Source organism: Marivita lacus (assembly GCF_014637725.1).
Lineage (GTDB): Bacteria > Pseudomonadota > Alphaproteobacteria > Rhodobacterales > Rhodobacteraceae > Marivita > Marivita lacus.
Genome location: NZ_BMFC01000011.1, coordinates 112,773 through 133,197, shown reverse-complemented (window position 1 = coordinate 133,197; position 20,425 = coordinate 112,773). Strand labels below are relative to the sequence as shown.

The 20,425-nt window shown below is 57.7% G+C and carries 20 protein-coding genes and 3 pseudogenes; 11 read left to right on the top strand and 12 right to left on the bottom strand.

Translation table 11 applies throughout. The features are described 5' to 3' along the window. Positions 1–182 precede the first annotated feature (182 nt). From IEV82_RS17955 to IEV82_RS17935, 5 genes and pseudogenes are all read right to left on the bottom strand, one after another. Positions 183–329: pseudogene (locus IEV82_RS17955) on the bottom strand (transposase); the annotation flags it as partial. A gap of 132 nt (positions 330–461) precedes the next feature. After that, a complete protein-coding gene (locus IEV82_RS17950) occupies positions 462–1,187 on the bottom strand; it encodes an aspartate/glutamate racemase family protein (RefSeq protein WP_188483445.1) in 726 nt (241 codons plus the stop codon). Between the two features lie 23 nt (positions 1,188–1,210). Next, positions 1,211–2,491, bottom strand: a complete 1,281-nt coding sequence (locus IEV82_RS17945; protein WP_188483444.1) for a TRAP transporter large permease — start codon at positions 2,489–2,491, stop codon at positions 1,211–1,213. After that, positions 2,478–3,077: a TRAP transporter small permease gene (locus tag IEV82_RS17940; protein WP_188483443.1), complete on the bottom strand. Its 600-nt coding sequence runs from the start codon at positions 3,075–3,077 to the stop codon at positions 2,478–2,480. Before IEV82_RS17940 ends, IEV82_RS17945 begins: the two co-directional genes overlap by 14 nt. Positions 3,078–3,081: 4 nt before the next feature. Next, a complete protein-coding gene (locus tag IEV82_RS17935; RefSeq protein WP_229747904.1) occupies positions 3,082–4,044 on the bottom strand; it encodes a TRAP transporter substrate-binding protein in 963 nt (320 codons plus the stop codon). A 497-nt stretch (positions 4,045–4,541) separates the two neighbouring features. Between IEV82_RS17935 and IEV82_RS17930 the strand changes: the two genes are divergently transcribed. After that, a complete protein-coding gene (locus IEV82_RS17930) occupies positions 4,542–5,273 on the top strand; it encodes a maleate cis-trans isomerase family protein (protein WP_188483441.1) in 732 nt (243 codons plus the stop codon). A 69-nt stretch (positions 5,274–5,342) separates the two neighbouring features. Beyond that, a pseudogene (locus tag IEV82_RS23925) lies at positions 5,343–5,516 on the top strand (AAA family ATPase); the annotation flags it as partial. Between the two features lie 339 nt (positions 5,517–5,855). Here the strand turns inward: IEV82_RS23925 and IEV82_RS17920 are convergent. Beyond that, positions 5,856–5,981 (bottom strand): annotated as a pseudogene (locus tag IEV82_RS17920) (IS481 family transposase); the annotation flags it as partial. A 164-nt stretch (positions 5,982–6,145) separates the two neighbouring features. Then, positions 6,146–6,634: a hypothetical protein gene (locus IEV82_RS24185; RefSeq protein ID WP_229747903.1), complete on the bottom strand. Its 489-nt coding sequence runs from the start codon at positions 6,632–6,634 to the stop codon at positions 6,146–6,148. 36 nt (positions 6,635–6,670) lie between these two features. Here IEV82_RS24185 and IEV82_RS23705 point away from each other — a divergent pair, with 36 nt between their 5' ends. After that, positions 6,671–7,087, top strand: coding sequence for a transposase (locus IEV82_RS23705; RefSeq protein ID WP_308420456.1), 417 nt, complete (start codon positions 6,671–6,673; stop codon positions 7,085–7,087). A 169-nt stretch (positions 7,088–7,256) separates the two neighbouring features. On the opposite strand, the gene IEV82_RS17910 is transcribed toward IEV82_RS23705, so the two are convergent. The 3 genes from IEV82_RS17910 to IEV82_RS17900 all read right to left on the bottom strand — a co-directional run bounded on the left by IEV82_RS17910 (position 7,257) and on the right by IEV82_RS17900 (position 10,280). Further along, the gene (locus IEV82_RS17910; protein WP_188483440.1) at positions 7,257–7,838 is read right to left on the bottom strand and encodes a DUF1190 domain-containing protein; all 582 of its coding nucleotides are present in this window, start codon (positions 7,836–7,838) and stop codon (positions 7,257–7,259) included. 41 nt (positions 7,839–7,879) lie between these two features. After that, a complete protein-coding gene (locus IEV82_RS17905) occupies positions 7,880–9,091 on the bottom strand; it encodes a glutathionylspermidine synthase family protein (RefSeq protein WP_188483439.1) in 1,212 nt (403 codons plus the stop codon). Positions 9,092–9,503: 412 nt separating this feature from the next. Continuing rightward, on the bottom strand, positions 9,504–10,280 hold the full coding sequence (locus tag IEV82_RS17900; protein ID WP_188483438.1) for a helix-turn-helix transcriptional regulator: 777 nt from the start codon (positions 10,278–10,280) through the stop codon (positions 9,504–9,506). 215 nt (positions 10,281–10,495) lie between these two features. On the opposite strand from IEV82_RS17900, the gene IEV82_RS17895 reads away from it, so the two are divergent. From IEV82_RS17895 to IEV82_RS17870, 6 genes are all read left to right on the top strand, one after another. Next, positions 10,496–11,524 (top strand): ABC transporter ATP-binding protein, encoded by a 1,029-nt coding sequence (locus tag IEV82_RS17895; protein WP_308420455.1) that lies wholly within the window; start codon positions 10,496–10,498, stop codon positions 11,522–11,524. Positions 11,525–11,599: 75 nt separating this feature from the next. Further along, the gene (locus tag IEV82_RS17890) at positions 11,600–12,721 is read left to right on the top strand and encodes an ABC transporter substrate-binding protein (protein ID WP_229747901.1); all 1,122 of its coding nucleotides are present in this window, start codon (positions 11,600–11,602) and stop codon (positions 12,719–12,721) included. A 13-nt stretch (positions 12,722–12,734) separates the two neighbouring features. Further along, complete coding sequence (locus IEV82_RS17885; protein ID WP_188483436.1) at positions 12,735–13,586, top strand: ABC transporter permease; 852 nt, start codon at positions 12,735–12,737, stop codon at positions 13,584–13,586. An 11-nt stretch (positions 13,587–13,597) separates the two neighbouring features. After that, entirely contained in the window at positions 13,598–14,410 is an 813-nt protein-coding gene (locus IEV82_RS17880) for an ABC transporter permease (protein ID WP_188483435.1), read from the top strand. A gap of 23 nt (positions 14,411–14,433) precedes the next feature. Continuing rightward, positions 14,434–15,192 (top strand): SDR family NAD(P)-dependent oxidoreductase, encoded by a 759-nt coding sequence (locus tag IEV82_RS17875; protein WP_188483434.1) that lies wholly within the window; start codon positions 14,434–14,436, stop codon positions 15,190–15,192. 380 nt (positions 15,193–15,572) lie between these two features. Further along, positions 15,573–17,684: a DUF4214 domain-containing protein gene (locus IEV82_RS17870; RefSeq protein WP_188483433.1), complete on the top strand. Its 2,112-nt coding sequence runs from the start codon at positions 15,573–15,575 to the stop codon at positions 17,682–17,684. 238 nt (positions 17,685–17,922) lie between these two features. On the opposite strand, the gene IEV82_RS24180 is transcribed toward IEV82_RS17870, so the two are convergent. Continuing rightward, a complete protein-coding gene (locus IEV82_RS24180; protein ID WP_444543192.1) occupies positions 17,923–18,051 on the bottom strand; it encodes a hypothetical protein in 129 nt (42 codons plus the stop codon). Positions 18,052–18,302: 251 nt separating this feature from the next. On the opposite strand from IEV82_RS24180, the gene IEV82_RS17860 reads away from it, so the two are divergent. Both IEV82_RS17860 and IEV82_RS17855 read left to right on the top strand, forming a co-directional pair. Beyond that, complete coding sequence (locus tag IEV82_RS17860; RefSeq protein WP_188483432.1) at positions 18,303–18,524, top strand: helix-turn-helix domain-containing protein; 222 nt, start codon at positions 18,303–18,305, stop codon at positions 18,522–18,524. Beyond that, positions 18,525–19,823: a HipA domain-containing protein gene (locus tag IEV82_RS17855; RefSeq protein ID WP_188483431.1), complete on the top strand. Its 1,299-nt coding sequence runs from the start codon at positions 18,525–18,527 to the stop codon at positions 19,821–19,823. It abuts the gene before it with no gap. A gap of 142 nt (positions 19,824–19,965) precedes the next feature. Here IEV82_RS17855 and IEV82_RS17850 read toward each other — a convergent pair whose 3' ends face one another. Next, positions 19,966–20,307: a hypothetical protein gene (locus IEV82_RS17850; protein ID WP_188483430.1), complete on the bottom strand. Its 342-nt coding sequence runs from the start codon at positions 20,305–20,307 to the stop codon at positions 19,966–19,968. Positions 20,308–20,425 lie beyond the last annotated feature (118 nt).

The window sequence follows — 20,425 nt, the reverse complement described above, 5'->3', positions numbered from 1 at the left end:
TGCCGACGGCGAACGCCATCGGCGGCAGAGAGAACTTCAATTTGAGGTCGGTGGATGAAATCGGACATAAGGTCGGACTTATCATCGGATCGTAGCCAAAGTCAGACGGCCCTCACCGTAGCCTTACTCACCATGTTCGACAAACGGCGGATCGCTGACCGTGCCTCGAAGCTGGCCAAAGCCCGGCTGGGGGTGAATTCCACAGCGCGGATGTCGGATGTGGCCGTGTCCATTGGCAGATGCACCTTGCGCCATTGGCGTCGGTCTTGCACCCCATGCTTGCGCGCCTGCCATTCGCCGTCGCCGAGGAACTTGATCCCGGTGCTGTCGCACCAGCAGGTATGCTGCGGCCTTGTTCAAATCGGCCGATTGCCACAGCGGCTGTCGGAGCGATAGTACAACTTCGCAAAACCGCTTGTTCTGTCCATTTTTTTTGTCGCCTCAGAAAGGGCCATCGATACCTACCTCTGTGACGTGAGCGTTCCGGCAATCAGATTGCTCAATTCGGGCGACAGGTTTTGCGACGGTCCGACAGGCGACCTGCAGCGGCGCTCCGAAATTGTGTCCTGCCCTACGTCCGCAAGACACTTTTCTACAGCGCAAAGCCCGTCGTAAAGCGGCACGTCCGAAGCGAGTTGCAGCCTTGCCGCCATGCCAACAATTGCGGTTCCGCAAATCGCAATCGCCTCTGCGCCTGCCGCTTTTAGGGTCGCAATGGCATCTGTGACGGCATCATCCTTGGCGTCGGGCGTCAGATAGTCCTCAACTGAGGTGAAATCGATGGCAAGGCACCCAATCGGCGTTATCCCGTAACCTGCAATCACACCCTCGTACAACTCCCGGCTCGCCTCACCAAAAAAGATGATCCCAATCCGCCGCCCGCCTTGGGAAGCGGCTTGAAGTGTGGCCTCTGTGATGCCGACAACGGGAACTGGCAAAAGCGATTGTAATGCCCTCAGCCCTGAATCAAACGAAATTGCGAGGATGACCGCGTCAAACCCCGATACGTGCTTTGCCACCAATTCCAACGCGGAATAGGCGGCAACGACGTTCTCGGCCTCTATCGTCACGATCTTCGCCCCAAAGGTGCCTGTCACGCCGACCAGATCAACCCCGTCGGGCGCACTATCGGTTGCCGCCCGTACATATGTCGATGTGACTGCATCAGACATGTTGGGATTGACCACCAGAATACGGGTTCGGGGCTTGGTCAAAACAGCACGTCCGGGAAGATCGCGATCAACGCCACAACGAAAAGAATGCACAAGATGAATGGCAAAACGCCTTTGATGACGGTACCGACATTGCCGCGCCCCCGAACGCTTTGTGTCACATAAAGGTTCATGCCGACAGGCGGCGTGATCAGAGCGAGTTCGCACATCAGAACCAGAAAGATGCCAAACCAGACGCTGTCATATCCAAGCAGGAGTACGATCGGCAGGACAATGGGGATGGTTGCGATCATCATTGCGAGTGCATCAAGGAAACATCCCAGAACCATGTAGAGACAGACCAGCAACAGGATCATGACCACAGGTTGCACATCAAAGGACGACACGAAGGCAGACACCTGCGCGGGGACACCCAGAACCCCAAGAATGAAGTTCAGATAGAAGGCCGCGATCAGAATGAGCAGCGTCATTCCCGTTGTTGTCACGCAAGACAGAAACGATTCACGCAGCATCGCCCAGCTGAGCGTGCGGTAGAATGCCGTCAGGCCGAGTGCTGCAATGACACCTACGCCCGCCGCCTCGGTCGGCGTGGCAAAGCCCAGGTAGATAGACCCCATCACAAGCAAAAAGATGATAACGGGCGGCACAAGATCGACCAGGCGTTGCCGTCGTTCGGGCCACGGGGCCATGGGCTGAGGCCGCCCTGCGATGCTGGGGTTCCACAGGCAGGCGACAATGATGATCCCCATGAAGGACGACGCGAGCACAATGCCTGGCAAAATGCCGGCAGTGAACAAGGCCCCAATGGAGGTGTTGGTGATCGCCCCGTAAATGATCAGGTTGATCGAGGGAGGGATCAGAATGCCAAGCGTGGCCCCGGATGCGACGCTGCCCGCCACCCAGCTTTCTGCGTAGTTCTGCTTGCGAAACGTTGGAAAGGCGACAGTCCCAATCGTCGCCGCCGTGGCGACGGACGACCCCGATATCGACGCAAAGACGGTCGAGGCGACGATATTGGTATGCAGCAGGCCACCGGGCAGCGGGCGAGTCCAATCGGCAAGCGCGCGGTACATGCGTTCCGTCACCCCACCGCGCACAAGGATCTCTCCCATCAGCACGAAAAGCGGGATCGCAACGAGCAGAAAGTTGTTCAGCGTGCCCCACATCATCGTGCCGAAGGGGCGGATCATCGCATCGCCAAAGAACAGGTGTGCGCCTGTCAGGGCCACAATAAAGAGCGCGGTCGCAATGTGCAGCCCAATGAAGAGCAAAAACAGCAGAAGGCCAAAACCGATGGCAGCGCCTTCAATTCCGAGCATCGTCAGCCTCTTCTTTCGTGTCACCGACGTATTGGCTGACCTCTTCGTCGATGGTCACCGGCCCATAAAACCGCGTGACCAGTGCCCTGGTGTGCGCCAGCAAGTAGATCGCATGTGCCGAGGTCAGACAGGCCGTAATGCCAAAGAACGCGGTGCCAAACACCCAGATGGCCTGCGGCACCCAAAGCGGGGTTTGAAGCGGTGTGTTGGTGATGGAGCCAAACCGCAGGGTTGTCTGGAGCTCTGACCACGCATGCCAGGTCATGAAGATAGCCAATCCTGCAATCGTGACTTGTGCCAGAACATGCAGGACATCCCCCACCAACCTTGGGAAGAACCGAAAGAACAGATCAATCCGCGGATGCCCGCGTCGCAACAGCGTCAGCGCCATGCCCAGTGATCCGACAAAGGCCAGAACGTAGCCACCGATCTCGTCTGTGCCCTGCACGGAAACGCCCAGAAAGTCGCGGCCAATGATGTCCACGAAGATGAGCACTGCCAATAGCGCGACAGCCCCCCCAGCGCAAAGCGCAAGGAGGACCGCCAGTTTTTCTGCCAGCACGAGGAAGTGCGGACGCTTGTCCATCGGATCATTCAAGTGAAAGTCCGCGTGTCGCACCTACGGTTTCGTTCCAGATGGCCTTGCAGCCGGGGTAGGACGCTTCGCACTTGGCCGCCCATTCCGGCAGAACGGCAGACACGGAGATCTCTGCAACCTTCGCCTTGTCATCATCCGTGACCGGCACCAGCGTCATGTCATACGAAGTATAGAGGCCGCCTTCCGGGCACTCGCCACCGGTCGAACAGGACTGGGCTGTGTCGTTGGTATTGATTGCCAACTCCCAGAGGGCCGTTTCCATATCGGACATCGCTGTTTCGAACGCCGCGCGCTCGGCGTCGCTCAGGCCGTTGAGCCATTCAAGGTTGACCATGTGTGATTGGATCGACCCCGAAACAGACAGCGGATACAGATGTGTCGTGACTTCTGGCCATTTGCCTGTGTTCGACGACGTAGGTGAGGTCACGCCGCAAGAGGCCACGCCGCGTTGCAAGGCTGGGTAAACTTCAGGGAACGACAGCGTCACCGGGGTGGCGCCAAGGTTTTCGAGCAAGGTCGACATGGACGCCGTGAACGAGCGCACCTTCAACCCGTCCAGATCGGCCAGCGACGACATCTCGGCATTGCACAGGAACACCTGCGGTCCAAAGGGCCAGATGGCTGCCGCCTGTACTCCGAACTTTTCGCCAAGACGCGCATTGAACACGTCGCGATACGCGTCGACAGCTGCTTTGAGATCGGTCATGTTGGTCGACACGCCGATCAGGTCGATGCCTTCGAGGAACGGGTCGTCTTTTGCAACGCTACCGACCTGAATGGTGGCCATGTCAAACGCCCCCGTGCTGAGCAAGCGCAGACCATCCGCAAGGTCGATACCAACCGCCTGAAATTCGCTGCGTGCAACGGTGAACCCACTCTCGCCCAAGGCGGCCATGCCAGCCATCTCGGGCGCGTGCTGGGCGCGGCCTTCCTGGTTTTGGGTCAAAATACGCATGTCCTGCGCTGACACTGATGTGGCGAAAGACAAGGCCACCAGCCCAGAAATAATTGAGATTGAGGAGAGCAGTTTTTTCATCGCAGACATCCTTTATAAATAGCTGTGTGTTCAAACGCACGGCACAGTTTTCGCGTCTTCTGGGATGAGGCAAGACAAGGTTTTCTGAAGCGAGCAAGAAAAAAAAGTTTCGCACTCACGTCGCCATGAAAAGAGCATTTCGACCAATCTGCGCTGATTTTTTCAATAATTTCAGTTTTTTATCAGAGGCTCAACTTACGCATGAGTGGGTTGACCCCCACAGTCGGGCGAAAACACGCGTATTGAGCGCCCTAGTTTTCAACCCGCGAGCAGAGGGCTGCCTGAATAACAGGCGGATTGGCAAAGCCGTTGTTGCGTAAGCCTCGCCAGATCATACGCCCCTTGTTACATCGGCAGGTTTGTACGACTCAGAGGGACGTACCCGCGATCAGCGCGTTTAAGAAGGAATAAAGACGATGAGCGAAGCAGTCCAACGTGTCGGCATGTTGACCCCGTCTTCGAACACGGTTCTTGAGCCCTATACGTCTGCAATGTTTGCGACGCTGGGTGGTGCTGCAACCGTTCACTTCGGGCGGTTCCGCGTGGTCGAAATCTCGATGAGCCAGAATTCCCAGTCACAGTTCACCCTCGCTCCCATTCTGGAAGCCGCCGAGCGTTTGTCAGAAGCACAGCTTGGCTGCATTGCATGGAACGGAACGTCGGCATCATGGCTCGGGTTGGAGAACGACCGCGACCTTTGTAATCAGATCGAACAAATGACAGGCTGCAAGGCAACGTCCACGGTGCTTGCCTATGAAGAATACTATCAGCGAGAGGGCATCAAGAAGCTTGGTCTGGTCACGCCCTATCTGAGCGAAATTCAGGACCGCATCATCGCGAACTATGCCGCGCGCGGGATTGATGTCGTGGCGGATCGGCGGCTTGAAGATCGCGGGAATTTCAGCTTTGCTGAATACAGCCCTGACATGATCGCTGACATGGTGCGCGATGTCGCGCACGCCAAGCCTGAGGCGATTGCCGTGCTTTGTACGAATTTCCGAGGGGCACCCATTGCGGAGGCCCTTGAGGCAGAGCTTGGCATTCCGGTGATCGATTCCGTTTCGATCACCGCCGCACAAACCCTGCGTCTTGTTGGGCTTGATCCCGCGAGGGTCACCGGCTGGGGCAGTGTCTTCTCGGTGCTTTGAATAGATCCGCGACCCCGTTATTCTGCGGGTTAGGGGCTCGCGGAGCCAGATGACGCGTATCGTGAGGCGATTGATATTCTGTCCGCCGAGGCACCGAACTTGCCGTACACTGCGGTCATCGTTGATGAAACGCAGGACATGGGGGAGCAGGCGTTCAGGCTCATCCGGGCGATCGTGCCTGAAAGCCCAATCGGCGATCAGAATTCGATCTTCATAGTCGGCGATGCGCATCAGCGCATCTACGGTCGCCGAGCGAGCATGTCATCATGCGGCATTGAGGTCCGAGGCCGCTCAAGACGCTTGCGATTGAACTATCGAACTACGCAGGAAATCCGGGCGTGGGCCGTCTCCGTTCTGGAGGGAGTGAGCGTGGACGATCTTGATGAAGGGACCGACACGCTGCGAGGTTATGTAAGCCTGATGCATGGAGCCGCGCCGGACCTCGTTGCATGCACCTCCGAAGCTGGGGAGCTTGATGGGCTGGTGGATTGGGTGAGGGCGCTCCCATCGGATCAGATCCAGCTCGCCGACATCGGCGTCCTCTGCGCGCGTCGTGTCGATGTGGAACGGGTGCAGGAAACCCTTCGCGATCGTCTTGGGATTGATGCCCAGTTCCTTGCTCAACTGCGCGAGCGAAGCTTGCGATCGCTGTATTGCAGCTCTGACGGCGTGCGTGGTCGAGGCGCTCCCGTGACGAACTTGTCCCATAATGCTTCCTTCCATTCCTGAGAAAGGATCGCACCATCAAACCATGGGATCAAACACCTAACAGCGGGACACTGCCGACTATCAGATTATTCAAGGCACCTCGATTTTTGACCAATTTCGGGGCCACGCATCGCTTTTCATGGCATGATTCAAGCTGGATGCCGTCATCTGTCGGCCCGGTATGCCCGGACGTTCGCGGCTCTGAGCCCGTTACGCCCCCCGATGAGCATCGCTGCATAGTGCCGAATGCTCCGGCAGGTCATGCTGCCGTGGCGGATCTTGCCCAGAACCGGGATGCCGTCGTCTGCTTTGAATCGACTGGCGGCTAGGAATGGCAGATCTGGGCGCTTCTGGAGGAGGAAGGTGTTCCAGCGCGGCAGGTGCCCCCCGCTCAGGTGAAGGCGTTTGCACAAAGTCGTTGCACAACCGCCAAGACCGACAGGATCGATGCCGAACTCATCGCGCGCTTCTTCGCCTTCCGGCCCGAGGCAGGTCGCAATCTTCCTGTGGAAAAGCTGCGCCTTCTCAGAGCTTTGACATCCAAGAGATCGCAGCTGGTCGAGATACGTAAACGGCTCTTGGCCCAGATCCGCGCGCATTAGAAACTGGGCACCGCCGCGATGTTCGAGGACGTCGACACCGAGTTGAAGCAACGGATCGACAGCCTGATCAAGGAACTGTAAGACCGGATCACCCGGGCCATCGCGAGCGATGAACGCCTGTCGGAGACCGCCGGTGTTCTCCGTTCCATCCCGGGGATCGGTCCGGTTGCCAGCACGATGCTGATCGCAGAAATGCCCGAGATCGGCACCATCACCGGCGAACAGGCTGCCGCACTCACCGGTTTGGCTCCGGTCGGGCACGACAGCGGAACCCTTCGCGGAAAACGGGCCATCGCCGGGGGTCGCCGTGCCCTGAGGCACGTGATGTTCCAGGCGGCGCTGGTCGCGGCACATCACAACCCAAGCCTGATATCCTTCGCAGATCGCCTCCGCAAGGCCGGAAAACCGCACAAGGTCATCATCACCGCCGTCGCCAGAAAACTGGTCACCATCGCCAACGCGCTGTGCAAGAGCCGCCAGAAATGGACCGCCACGGGGTCCTGACAGATACAGTTGCTAAACCCGATCCATCAGATGCCAGGACAGAATACCTGACGTCAAGGCTGCCTGACCGCGGCCCATGGCGGATGTTTAGCTTTCAGTCTACGATCGGAACATCCCGATAAGGCGCCTGACAGGTCATTGATGATCATCAATGATGTTTGAGACCTTTTTATCCACCGAAGCCCGTTTTTCCGCCACCGGACGTTCCAAAACCGCCACGCGAAGCTGCAGTGGCGCGGGACATTGGTGTTGTCCCGACCGTCGCGGCGGGGCGGACGAACTGGGACGTGGCCAGCTTTGTCGAGCCAACGTTGTTCGAAAACGTGCTGGAGCGCGCCGCGTTGGTAAAACGCCCGTCCGAGGTTTTATAAAGCGGTTGCGCCGCAGACATTCCTGCGCGCCCCCCCAGCATGTTTCCGATGAGATAGCCTGCCAGAAGCGGCATGAAGATGCTTCCAGAACCCGCTTGGGTCGCGGTCGCTTCAGTGCCGCAGGCGCCTTCGCCGTGCTGCTCTTCGCAGACTGCGAGACTGTCATAGCGCGGTGCGGACTCCACATGCAGGGTTTCGGCCTGCGCAAACGAAGTTTCGCAGTCCTCAGCCGTAAACATCCCGCCGCGTAACGATTCGTTCAGACAGCTTTGCAGATTGGGAAACGCGGCCGCGTCCACCTGTTCTTCGCGGCAGCCCGCAAGGGAAAAGGCTGTGGCGCCGACGATCGCGATGGCAATCCGTTTCGAGCGTTTGGTCATGACAGTCGTGCTTTCTGCCGGCATGGCGGTAGTTCTGCGCTTCAAGAAACAATATAGTGCGGTTTGAACCGGGACAAATCCTGGGTGATGCGGGACCGGTCTTCACGGATACCAATGCCAGTACAGACCTGCCCGACAATCCAGGCACCGACCACCGGGCGAAACCCATCGAATTGAGGCAAGGACGCATAGGCCTGAATGATGCGCGGGTGCTCGGCATAGGCGGTATTCTTCGATTGTTCGATCACTTCGCCGGACTTGAAGATCGAGACAGATGCGCCTTCGCGCGACAGTAAAGGCTTGCGCACATGGCCAGCGGTCAGTTGCGCCTCGGCGCGCGCAACGGCCGCAGAGGCCGCGCCGCCTGTCCCGCCATCCACAGTGTCGGCTTCAAAGAATGCGGGCAAAAGGTTCGGATGGCCCTCGAACATATGCCAGAGCACCGGCAAAAGCCCCTTGTTGGACAATAGCGCCTTCCACGCGGGCTCAAGGAACAGGCACCCCGATCCGGCAATCCGATCAGAGTAATCATCGCGCAACAGGTCTTCCCATGGGTAGAGCTTGAACAGAACCGCGATCCGACGATCCTCATCATCCAGAAACTGGCCGTCTTTGCTGAGTGCAATCTTGTCGAGATCGCAGTAATGCGCCCCCAGCCCAGCTTCGCGCGCAGCCCAGCCCAAGGCTTCGACCGTTCCATAATCTTCCGGGTTGCCGGCAACGGCGGTAAAGTGCAGATCGCTACCCTTCTCGAAGATCTCCGAGAACCGCGCGACCAGCGCGTCGTGGATCCCGTTGAACTGGTCCGTCCCTTCGGGCAGAACGCCCGCGTCCAATTGATCTTCAAGCCACTGCCATTGAAAGGCCGCGCTTTCGTAAAGCGAGGTCGGCGTATCGGCATTGTATTCCAACAACTTGGCTGGCCCCTGACCATCATATGCGAAATCGAACCGCCCATAGATTTCAGGATCGCCCCGCTTCCAGCTTTCCGCGACAAGGTCGCGATGAGCTTCGGGGATCGCAAGTCGCTCCATCAGGCTCTCGCTTGCGATGATCTCGGCGACGGCCTCTCGGCACATGGCATGAAGCGCGGTGGAGGGGTCCTCCAATCCGTCCTCGATCTGATCGAGCGTAAATGCATAGGCGGACGATTCATCCCAGTAGGGTTCGCCGTGCATATCGGCAAAAGTGAACCCGACGTCCTGGGCATGAGCGCGCCAATGTGCCCGTTCGGGTAAAGTGATCTTTTGCATATGGCCGCTCCTCGGTTCCCAGAGAGCGCTTAGTTGGTTTTACATTCGGCAACCAGACATGGTTGTCGTCAATGCCAGAAGTTTGGACAAATCGGGGTGCCGAACGGACCGCAGTATTGTAAGGCATGAATAATATTTGCAGCGTGTCGAACGTCAGCTGACGAAATAGCGACGATCTGGCTTGCACCTGCGGCAAATGACTGGAATCCGCCCGACGCGGGCGACGGCATGCCAACCTGATCGGCCCACTCCTGCCGTTCACCGGTAAGGCGAGACGTTGCATTGCGGCCCGTCGAACCTGCCGTTCGTTGCAGGCGCAATATCTCAGGGGTAGCAAACTCGCAGTTAGCGGGACAAAGCGTAAACCTACGGCGACGACACAGCCTTGTGCCACGTACTTTGCGTACTCGGGCTAGCCAGCGCCTATGGCGTCGAGGAAGAGAGAAAAGAGTTCGCCCTGCGAGTTGATCCTCAACTTCGAGTAAACATTGCGGCGGTGAATGCGTACGGTTCCCGGCGAGATCAAGAGCAGTCTCCCGATCGCCTCCGAGGAATGACCACGCAGGGTCAGTTCCACGATCTGGCCTTCCCTGTCAGTCAGAGCTCCATCGCCAATCGTGTTGAATGCATCGGCGACTTTCCGGTTCAGGAAGTCCGATGTCTTGCTGCGACCTGATCTGTCAACGCTCGACCAGTGGCGGCGGCACAACGCTTCGACAATGGGTTGGATCTCAGACAGCACCCGCATCTCGGTCTTGCTGAATTTTTTCTCTGTTCGCATGAGCGACAGGACGATCTGGAGTTCCGCATCCACGTTGATCAGAAAACCGACCTCTTCCGCCAATCCGGTCTGTGCATAATAGCTTCGATAATACTCACCCTGATAAAAGCGGTCGGGTGCTATGTCTTTCAATCGCCAGATACCCTGCGGGGTGTCGCCGATGCTCGCCAGAAAGAACGGATCAATGAGGTAGGGCCCCTCGAGATAGTCGTCGACGTGGAGCTTTCGCCTTGCAGGGGTGAAATCGTCAAATAGTGCGAGCGGCCGCTCTTTTCCCATGTATCCGAAGATCACTGTAAATTCGTAGGGCATCACGCTTCGCAGACCATCGGCGAGCGCCGCGGCGAAGGATGGCGTCCCGACGGCATCGAGGCACAGTGCGGCTTGGGCGTTCCAGTCTGTCGGCATTTTGACCCTCAAATATCACAAAAAGCATATAACAAATTGCATATTTACACAAACGCTTATTTTGCGACTAATTGTGTAATACGCGTTATACGCGCGTCACCTCGTTTTTTTGCTGAGGCAAGCCATTGCTGCATCACGAACAGCCCGCTGAACGAATTGATACGCCCATCGCAGAGTTGCGAGGCGTCACCAAGAGGTTTGGGTCACTTGTTGCGGTGGATAACATCGACCTCAGCATAGGGTCGGGCGAATTCCTGTCTTTCCTTGGTCCTTCAGGCTGTGGCAAGACAACTGCGCTCCGAATGCTCGCGGGCTTTGAAACCCCGAGCGAAGGGCAGGTTTTGATCGGAAACGAGGATGTTTCGGACCTCGAGCCGTACCGGCGACCCGTGAACATGGTCTTTCAGAGCTATGCACTTTTTCCGCATATGACTGTCGCTCAGAACATAGCCTATGGGTTGGATCAGAGGCGGCCCAGATTGCCAAAGTCCGAAATCTCCGACCGTGTCCAACGCGTGCTCGACACCGTCCGGCTGGGCGAGTTCGGCGCGCGGCGCATTTGGGAGATGTCAGGCGGTCAACAGCAGCGCGTCGCTCTTGCACGCGCCATCGTAAACGAACCCAAGCTTCTTTTGCTGGACGAACCTCTGGCGGCGCTCGACCGCAAGCTGCGCAAGGAAATGCAAATCGAATTGCAGGATATACAGCGTCAGTTGGGGATCACCTTCATCCTGGTCACGCATGATCAGGAAGAGGCGCTGTCACTTTCTGACCGGATTTGCGTGATGCGCGCAGGTGCAATCGTTCAGGCCGGCAGCCCGCAGGACCTCTACGATCGCCCGACGACGCGCTATGTCGCCGACTTTGTCGGAACTTCGAATTTCTTCGATGGGAAGGTCGAGATCGCTGCCAGCGGCGAAAGCGCAATCACGCTAGGCAACGGGCAGACCTATTCCAGTGCTCTTGGCAGCGACATTGCCACTGGCCAGAACGGATGCCTCAGCGTGCGTCCCGAGCAGATCAGGCTGAGCCGGACCGATGTGCCGGGCGGTCTCTCGGCGACGGTTCAAAACCGCATCTTCTTGGGCGAGCACACCGAGTATGTTGTACGCCATGAACACCTTGGAAGCATTACCGCACTTGTGCCCCGTCAGGCGGACGCAGGTCTATCGACACTCGGGAAAGGCGACTCCATCTGGGTCCATTGGACCCCGGATGCCGCCCTAATCCTGAGGCCGGACTGAAGGTCAAAGAGCAGCAACAATCCAACTGGGAGACACGACATGAAAGACAAATCATACATCTCAAAGCAGAAATTCATGGAAGAGTTGCGTCGTTACGAGAAAGGTTCGGTAACACGGCGGCATTTCCTTGGCGTCACGGGGCTTGGCGCCGCGACTGCGGTCATGGCTGGCGCACTTCCCGGACTTCGTCCGTCACGCGCGCTGGCTGGCAGCCATATCGGCGATCGTGTCGTTCTGGCGACCTGGCCGAACTACCATGACCCTGAAAACTTTGAGACTTTCACCGAGCAGACTGGCGCTTTTACACAGGTGAACGTGTTTGGGTCAAACGAGGAAATGCTGGCCAAGCTTCAGGCTGGCGGCAGCGGTTGGGACGTCTACGTTCCAACGAACTACACGATCACGACATATGTCGACGAAGACCTGATTGAGCCCCTCGATATGTCGAAACTTCCGAATTACGACCCCGAGGCATTTGATGCGCGCTTTGCCGATGCCGGGATCGTCGACGGTGTTGTCTATGCCGTGCCAAAGAACTGGGGTACCACGGGCATCGCCAGCAACACATCACATAGTGGTGGTGCAGCAATCGACAGCTGGAAAGTGTTCTTCGATCGCACAATGGATGACTTCTCCGGCCGGACAATGGTGCATGACTACCAATTGACCACGATCGGAGCCGCGTTGAATTATCATGGATACTCGTTCAACTCGGTCGATGAAGCGGAACTGGCAGATGCCGAGAAACTGCTGATCGACGTCAAGCCGCACCTCTTCGCCATTACGTCCGATTACCAGCCCGCAATGCGGTCGGGTGACGCCTGGCTCACTATTTGCTGGACGGGCGATGGTAAGCAATTGAACACCGACATCCCCGAGATCGCCTTTGCGTTGGGCAAAGAGGGTGGTGAATTGTGGAGCGACTATTACGCCATCCCGAAAGGCGCGCCGCACATGGAAGCGGCGTATGCGCTGATCAACTTCATGCTCGATCCCGAGGTGAATGCCCGTGAAGTCATGGCCCACGGCTATCCGGTCGCGGACAGCCGCACCAACGCGTTGTTGCCGGAAGAGATCCTGAACGATCCGATCCTTTACCCGGCGGCCGAGCGCCTCGATGCGCTCGAATTCGGGGCGGCGGCAACCCTGACCGACCCGAACCGCGCCGAGTTGCTCGCTCGCTTCAAGTCGGCCTGATCGGACGATGGGGATGACGGAGCGCGAGAGAAACTGGCTTATGGTCGCACCTGCGGGCGTCTGGCTGCTGGTGATGCTCGTGCTGCCGCTCTCTGTTGTGCTGATTTTCAGCTTTGGAGAGCGGGCGCCTGCCGGTGGCTGGGTGCCCGCTTTCACGTTTGAGCAATATGCGAACCTGCCCGCGCGCCTGACGGCATTTCAGAACACGCTCACACTCGCTCCATTGGGAACTCTCGCCGCTCTAATTATCGCTTATCCACTGGCATATCAGCTTGCCGTACGAACGGATCCCAGGTGGAAGACGATCCTGCTCGTTCTGGTGATCGTGCCGTTCTGGACCTCGATCCTGATCCGCAGCTATGCGTGGATTTATATTCTGGGCGGACAGGGATTGCCTGCGCTCCTCGAAATCTTCGGCATCGAGGGGGTACGGCTGATCTACACGCCCTTCGCTGTCACTGTCGGCATCGTCTACGGCTACTTGCCGCTGATGGTCTTCCCGATCTATGTGGCGCTGGACCGTCTCGACAAAAGGCTTTTGGAAGCTTCGTCGGACCTCGGGGCGTGGCCTCTCACGACTTTTCTCAGGGTCACGCTGCCAATGTCCATTTCGGGCATCGCAACCGGGTGTATGTTGGTTTTCATTCTGCTGATGGGCGAGTTCCTGATCCCCGCACTTCTTGGCGGCGGCAAGGTCTTCTTCGTCGGCAACGCGCTGGTCGATCTCTTCCTGCAATCCAGGAACTGGGCTTTTGGCTCGGCAGTGGCGGTCATGCTCATTCTCGTCATGCTCGTGACGGTCACGATCTACATGCGTCTGATCGCGCGCCTGAGCGCGACGCGTGAAGATGTGTCGATCATGTGAGGCCCTGATCGATGCGCATCTACTCTCTTTTCGTGTACGTGTTCCTCTACACACCGATCGCCATCATTGCGCTCTTCAGTTTCAGCGCGGGCCGCAGTGCCAGTCAGTTCGAAGGGTTTTCCCTCAAGTGGTACGGGCGGGCCCTCGACAACCCCTTTGTTATGGATGCGCTGGCTAACAGCCTCTTCGTGGCCTTCGTTTCGGCGACACTGGCCAGCATTCTGGGCACTCTGGCGGCGGTTGGCCTGCAAGGGATGAGAGGACCGGCGCGCGCATTCTTCGATGCGATCATTTACATCGCCGTGATGATCCCTGGCATCGTGATCGGCATAGCTACACTCATCGCGCTGGTGACCGTTTTCGATGTGGTCAACCCGTGGCTGGCCAACATATGGCCCGAAGGCCGCGAGCCGCCAGCCCTGACGATGGGCAGGCCGTCCCTCATTGCCGCCCATACGATGTTCACTCTCGCGCTCGTCGTCTTGATTGTACGTGCCCGGCTACAGGGACTTGAGAGCGCCTTGTCCGAAGCCTCTGCTGACCTCTATGCACCGCCTATGCGGACGTTCAGGCTAATCACGCTTCCGCTGATCGCACCGGCGATCCTGGCCGGGTTTCTGCTAAGCTTCACCTTCAGCTTCGACGACTTCATCATCGCCTTTTTCGTTGCCGGTTCCGAGACGACACTGCCCATCTACATTTTCTCGTCGATCCGGCGGGGGGTGACACCCGAGATCAACGCCATCGGTACGATGGTGATGCTTGCATCCCTCGTTCTTCTGGTGATCGCACAACTCATTCTACGGCGCAGCAACAAGCGCTGAGAGCACAAACATGGGAGGTTTCAATGCTGCTGGAAAATCGCGTTGCTTTCGTGACGGCTGCTGGCTCGGGGATCGGCGCTGCCGGTGCCGAGGCCCTTGCACGCGAAGGTGCAATGGTTGTGCTCACGGACAAGGACGGCGCAGCAGCCGCAGCGGTTGCTAAAGGCATCACGAACGAGGGACACAAGGCTAGGGCGCTTGAGGTCGACGTCACCAATGATGCCGAACTGGTCGCGGCGATTGGTGACGTGGCGCGGTACGAGGGTCGGCTGGATATCCTTCATTCCCACGCAGGCGTGCAGATCGAAGGCAAGCTGGAACAGGTCACGGTCGCGGACATGGACCTGTCGTGGAGGCTCAACGTGCGGTCCCATTTTGTTGCCGCGCAGGCGGCGCTTGCTCCGATGCGTCGTCAAGGCAGGGGAAGCATCATCATCACATCGTCGAACTCGGCCATTCAGTACGACCGCGAGATGATTGCCTATGCCACGACAAAGCACGCTGTCCTAGCAATGACGCGCCAGATGGCCGCGGATTACGCAAAGGAAAACATCCGGTTCAATGCGCTCTGTCCCGGGTTTATTGACACGCCCTTCAACCTGGGTTTCGAAGTTCAGATGGGCGGGCGCGACAAGCTGGAAGACTATATCCGAGATGCTATCCCGATGGGACGCTTCGGTACCGTCGACGAAATCGCGGATGCCATCGTATTCCTGGCATCGGACAGATCGTCATTCATGACTGGTCACGCCTTTGTGGTCGATGGCGGCGAATGCATCTGAGCGCGCAGCAAGGAAGACGAGCATGACCGGAAGACTGGTTGGAAAGCCGGCAGTGATCTCGGGCCGAGCCGCGGGCTTGGGGCGCGTTACATCTCTTCTGTTCGCCAAGGAGGGCGCGTGTGTTGCCATCATTGACCTTCAGTTCAAGCTTATCGTTTGAGGCACCTCCGGCTCGACGGGTCCGTCCAGTGGGCTGAAGAACGCCACATGGGTCAAGGACGACCCCGCCGTCTGACCTCCGCCGCCCGAAATCGCGCAACTGCACGAGGCCAAGCGCCATCCGGAGCGAAAAGCGCTTGTTTTTTAAAAAACCTTCAGGCGAATTTGAACCCAACCGCAGTCCATTTGGGGAATGTCGGTTTGGGGGGAAGGTTTGATCCATGGATAAAACGCTGATTATTGTGCTCGACGAGTTTACCGAGCGTGTTTTCGAGTATTCGAACGTGACCTTGTTCGATTATGGTTTTCTGGACGAAATCACTTTCTACGATTACGTTTCCAACGGCTTGGGCACGGTGGATGAAACGCAGACCACGCTGACCGCTCAGACGGGCGGGTTTTACCGGGTCACACCAGACGATTTCGAATACAGCTTCGAGCGCGATCTGGACTTCAATGAAGAAGCGAACGTCCAGTTCAACGGCCAGGACGCCGTCGCAACGACCTATTTCGATTTTGTGCGAACCGACCCGACGGCGCAAGATGTTCCGGCGCATGGTGATTGGGTGATCGAAGCGATCACGCAGCGCCTGGCGGATCCCTCTAGGACCGAGATCATCGCCATCGACGTCAACCTTACCGCCAACCAGTTCCTGTTGCCGTTCCTCGATGTGACGACGACTTTTGACGGAGTCGAATATATCGAACCGGCCATGATCGCTGTGGTCTTTGATTTTCTTCAGACTTTTGACGCGGCGTACAACCTTTCGTCCGACGTAACGTACCTGCCTGCGGCGCTGACCGTGTCACTGGGGGGCAATACGGTCGAGGAATCGGAACTCAACACGCTCGACTATTTCGAACTGCTCGAGGTGCCGATCTTCCAGGCCTCGGCCAATCAGGGCCAGGAGGGGGTCGACTGGGGCAGCGTCTATCAGAACGTCATAAATGTTGGCGCATGGAACGTTGCCGGAAACGGGGAATTACTGTTGTCCTCCTTCGAAAGCCTGCCGAATGTCGACATGGCAGGGGACGGCGTGGTGTCCCGTGCGGATTGGGGCACCGAATTCGGAACATCTTTTGCGACGCCGAAAGTTGCTGCAGAATTCATCAATCTGGCCAATCAGGTGATCGCGGATCTGAACGCGCAAGGCAGCCGTGTCGCAGACTTCTTCAACACCACATATTTGCCACCCAGCTATTCCCAGCTTGTGGCGACAGCCATCCCGGCATTGAGCACGGATATGGTCATAACCTTCGAGGATCCCTCTGCGGGGGTCACGCTCCTTCCGATCAGCAACGTGACGCTGGCGGAAAACGGAGTGATACCTCGAACCGTTGAAGGCTTCGACGAGGGGCTCACCGGAAGCACGATTGCAGCGCTTGACCTGATCCTTGACAGCACGTCGCCAACAGACGGTCGGGATTTCCTGACCGGTGGAGCAGGTGGCGAAACCCTGAATGCCTTGGACGGAAACGACACATTGTCCGGACTTGGTGGCGACGATGTGCTGAACGGTGGTCCGGGCGTGGACACTGCTATCTTCTCGGGTCCGCAATTCGCCTACACGCTCATTCTTGCGCCGGGTGAAACGCAGCTGGCCGATCGCAGGCCGGATTTGAACGGGACAGATACGCTGATCGATATCGAGTTTCTGGATTTCACGGTGGATGAACAGGACGGCCCGTTCAACCTGATGCAATTCGGGGGCGTGGCCAATCTGTCGGCGCAGGATTTCGAAAGCTTCATCGAGCTTTACATCGCGTACTTCAACCGCGCACCGGATGCGATTGGGCTGAACTTCTGGGGCACAGCCTTTGCCAATGGCACCACGTTGGAAACGATGGCCTCGCTCTTCATCGATCAAACCGAAACGCGTGCAACCTATCCCGAGGGCACGTCGAATACCGAATTTGCGACCTCGGTCTACACCAATGTGCTGGGCCGCACACCGGACCAGTCCGGGATTGATTTCTGGGTTGGCGTCCTCGACGGCGGTGGTGTGTCGCGCGACCAGTTCATTCTCGAGGTTCTGCGCGGCGCCAAGTCCGAATTGAAACCGGAAGAGGGGCAGGCCTTCGTCGATCAGCAATTGCTGGATCGTGCGTATCTCGAGAACAAGGTCGATATCGGTGCATATTTTGCGGTGCATCGCGGCATGTCCAACGTGGAGAATGCAACGTCAGCGATGGCCTTGTTCGACGGAACTCAGGACGGCATCAATCAGGCCTTCGCGGCGATTGATACGCAGTATCAAGCGGCACTTGATCCCGAATTGGGTGAATTCCTCGTGCAGGTGATTGGCGTTCTGGACCCGCCGGCGATCGCCTGATCCATCATCGGCGCGGCGCCATCAACGCGCCGCGCTCACTCTTCCAGTGACGCGATATAGCCATCCCTGTGATCGATATTCCCGCCGATCATGTAATCGGCTGCACGCATGAGAGTTTAGCGACATTAACCGACTCATCAGCCTCTATTTCGCCAAGCATCGTTCGGAGGCAAAAGCATTGATGTATCATTGATTTCTGCTGGTTCATCAAAAATCGACTGTTCCCGGCAGTTCCACTTCAATGCTCCAGAACCCGCTTTCCGTAGTCCCTCAAGTTGCCCTTTGGATCGACATACCTGTAGAGCGTGACGGGTTTCACACCCAGTTCCACGCAGAGGTCTGACACGGACGTGTCGCGGTTCGCCATGGCGGCTTGTGCCAACCGCACCTGGGATTTGTATAGCGCAAATTTCCGACCCCCTTTTCGCCCATGTGCCCTGGCAGCCTGAAGACCAGCCATGGTGCGCTCGCGGATCCGGGAGCCGATTACATGGTGATTTCCACGATCGTCAAAATTTTGCAGAATTCCGGGCCTTGGAAGGAAAATTTCAACGATCGTTGACAAAACGCGCGACTAAGCCCACATTCAGCGAAACTTCAACGATCGTGGAACTCGACATGTCTGAGATAACACGCGCCATCCGCGCTGCCAGCGATCTGGGCGCAGCGATCCGGGAACGGCGAAAGACCCTGTCGATGACCCAGGGAGACCTTGCGATGCAGACTGGCGTATCGGTCGCGACCATCAGCGCGATCGAGAACGGCAAGGACACTGCGCAGATCGGCATCGTCCTCGACCTGTGCCGGGACCTTGGGCTGCGGCTCAGCGTGGAGACCTGAATGCTGGAACTCGATGTTTTCCTCGAAGCCCAGCCGACGCCGGTCGGGCGGCTGGCCCGCAATGACCACGGTGACATCTCCTTCAGATACCTGCGGGATGACTTGCCGCATCCGATATCGACGTCGCTGCCTGTCGCGGAGAAGCCCTTTGGCGATAACGAGACGCGCGGGTTCTTTGACAATCTTCTGTTTGAGAACGCGCAGAGGGACCAGATCATGCAACGCCATGGGCTGGACCACTCGGATACAGTTGGGCTGTTGTATCACCTCGGACGGGACTGTCCGGGAGCGATCTCGGTCGTTTCTCGTGGCGAAGGACCGGCCAAGCATCCAGGCAACTTGGACACGGATTATGACCCGCTCGACGACGACGCGCTAAGAGACCTGATGATCTCCTTGCGGGATCGTCGGCGCGTGCCAGACGGAACAGGCGATCCATCGCCTTTGGCGGGGGTGCAGGGGAAGGTCGCTGTCGCCATGCTTCCTGACGGACGCTTCGGATTTCCGCGTTCGGGATTGAACGTGCCGACAACGCATATCCTGAAAGTGCCCCGGGCCGCCGAAATGCGGCTCGTGGATCACGAAAATGTATCGATGCAGATTGCGCAAGACGTGCTCGCCCATCCTGTCGCGGACACGTCTATCCTGGAATTCGAAGATCTGAGGGTGCTATTGGTCGAGCGGTTCGATCGCCAGGTTGAAGGCGCGCAGGTGAGCCGCATTCACCAGGAGGATTTCTGCCAGGCTTTGGGTTTGGGGCCAACTCTGAAATACGAACGAAACGGCGTGGACGAACGCGCCTTTTCCGCCCGGCGCGTTGGTGAGCTTATCCTGTCTTGTGACAGTCCGGGCCAGACCCGGCAGGCCTTCCTTGAAGGGGCTTTGGTCAATCTGTTGCTGGGCAACACGGACAACCATGCCAAGAACCACGGTTTGCTGTATCACGGAGCACGCCCGCAGCTCGCGCCGTTCTACGACATCGTCCCGGTCCTGCTCGATGACCAGGTCACGCATCAGATGTCTTTCAAGATCGGTGCCGCCGAGATGACCGACGACATCACGACCGAGGACATCGCGCGCTTTCTGCAGGATCTCGGATATCGGCGCATGACGCCGAAACTGAAGAGCCGTCTTTGTGAAATCGTATCGGCCTTGGTCGCGCGAGTTCCTGAAATGCGGGGGCCAGGGATGAAACGCCTCGGCGACGCAATCGCCGAGCAAGCCCGCTGGCTTGCCCCGGCGATAGGTTGTGATGACGACATTCCGGAACGGGACCTCGTCATCATCAATCGCCCTTAGTCCGTCGCGTGGCTCTGATGATGTAACCGCTCTCCTATGTGGATCGTTGCAGACCCACCTTGGCACAATGATGCCGTCGGGGGGCGGTTACATCATCAAAGCCGCGCTGCAGTACAATGCGCGTCAAAAAGGTGGAAATAGCTTACCCGTCTTCACCGAAATACTTGTCGCCTTCGCCAACCCCCAAGTTCTCGAGAGCTGAGAAATCCGCTTCGGCGTCATCAGGGCGCTGCAGAACGCTTGGGATGAAGGGGCCATCATATCCCAACAGCGGATGACCGTCTTCAAACTCGATTTCACCGAGCGATTCCTGTGCCAGGAGAATGAGATCTGCCAGATATTGCACGCCGGAAAACAGGATGGAGCGTTCACGCTCGGAAAGCTTCGGGATCGATTTGAGATCAATCACCTGGTTCATCAGATCGACGAATTGTTGTTCGGTGAAATCGTTTGGGAGGTGCTTGGGGAAATCCGCGAGGTTCATGGTTGGCCTTCTTGTAACTGCTGGCTGTCTTGGTTTCCCTGTAGGCTTCATCTTTACTTGTAAGCAAGCGGCAAGATTCATCCGAATATCAAGAGCTTGGTCAAGCTCGGGTCCACGC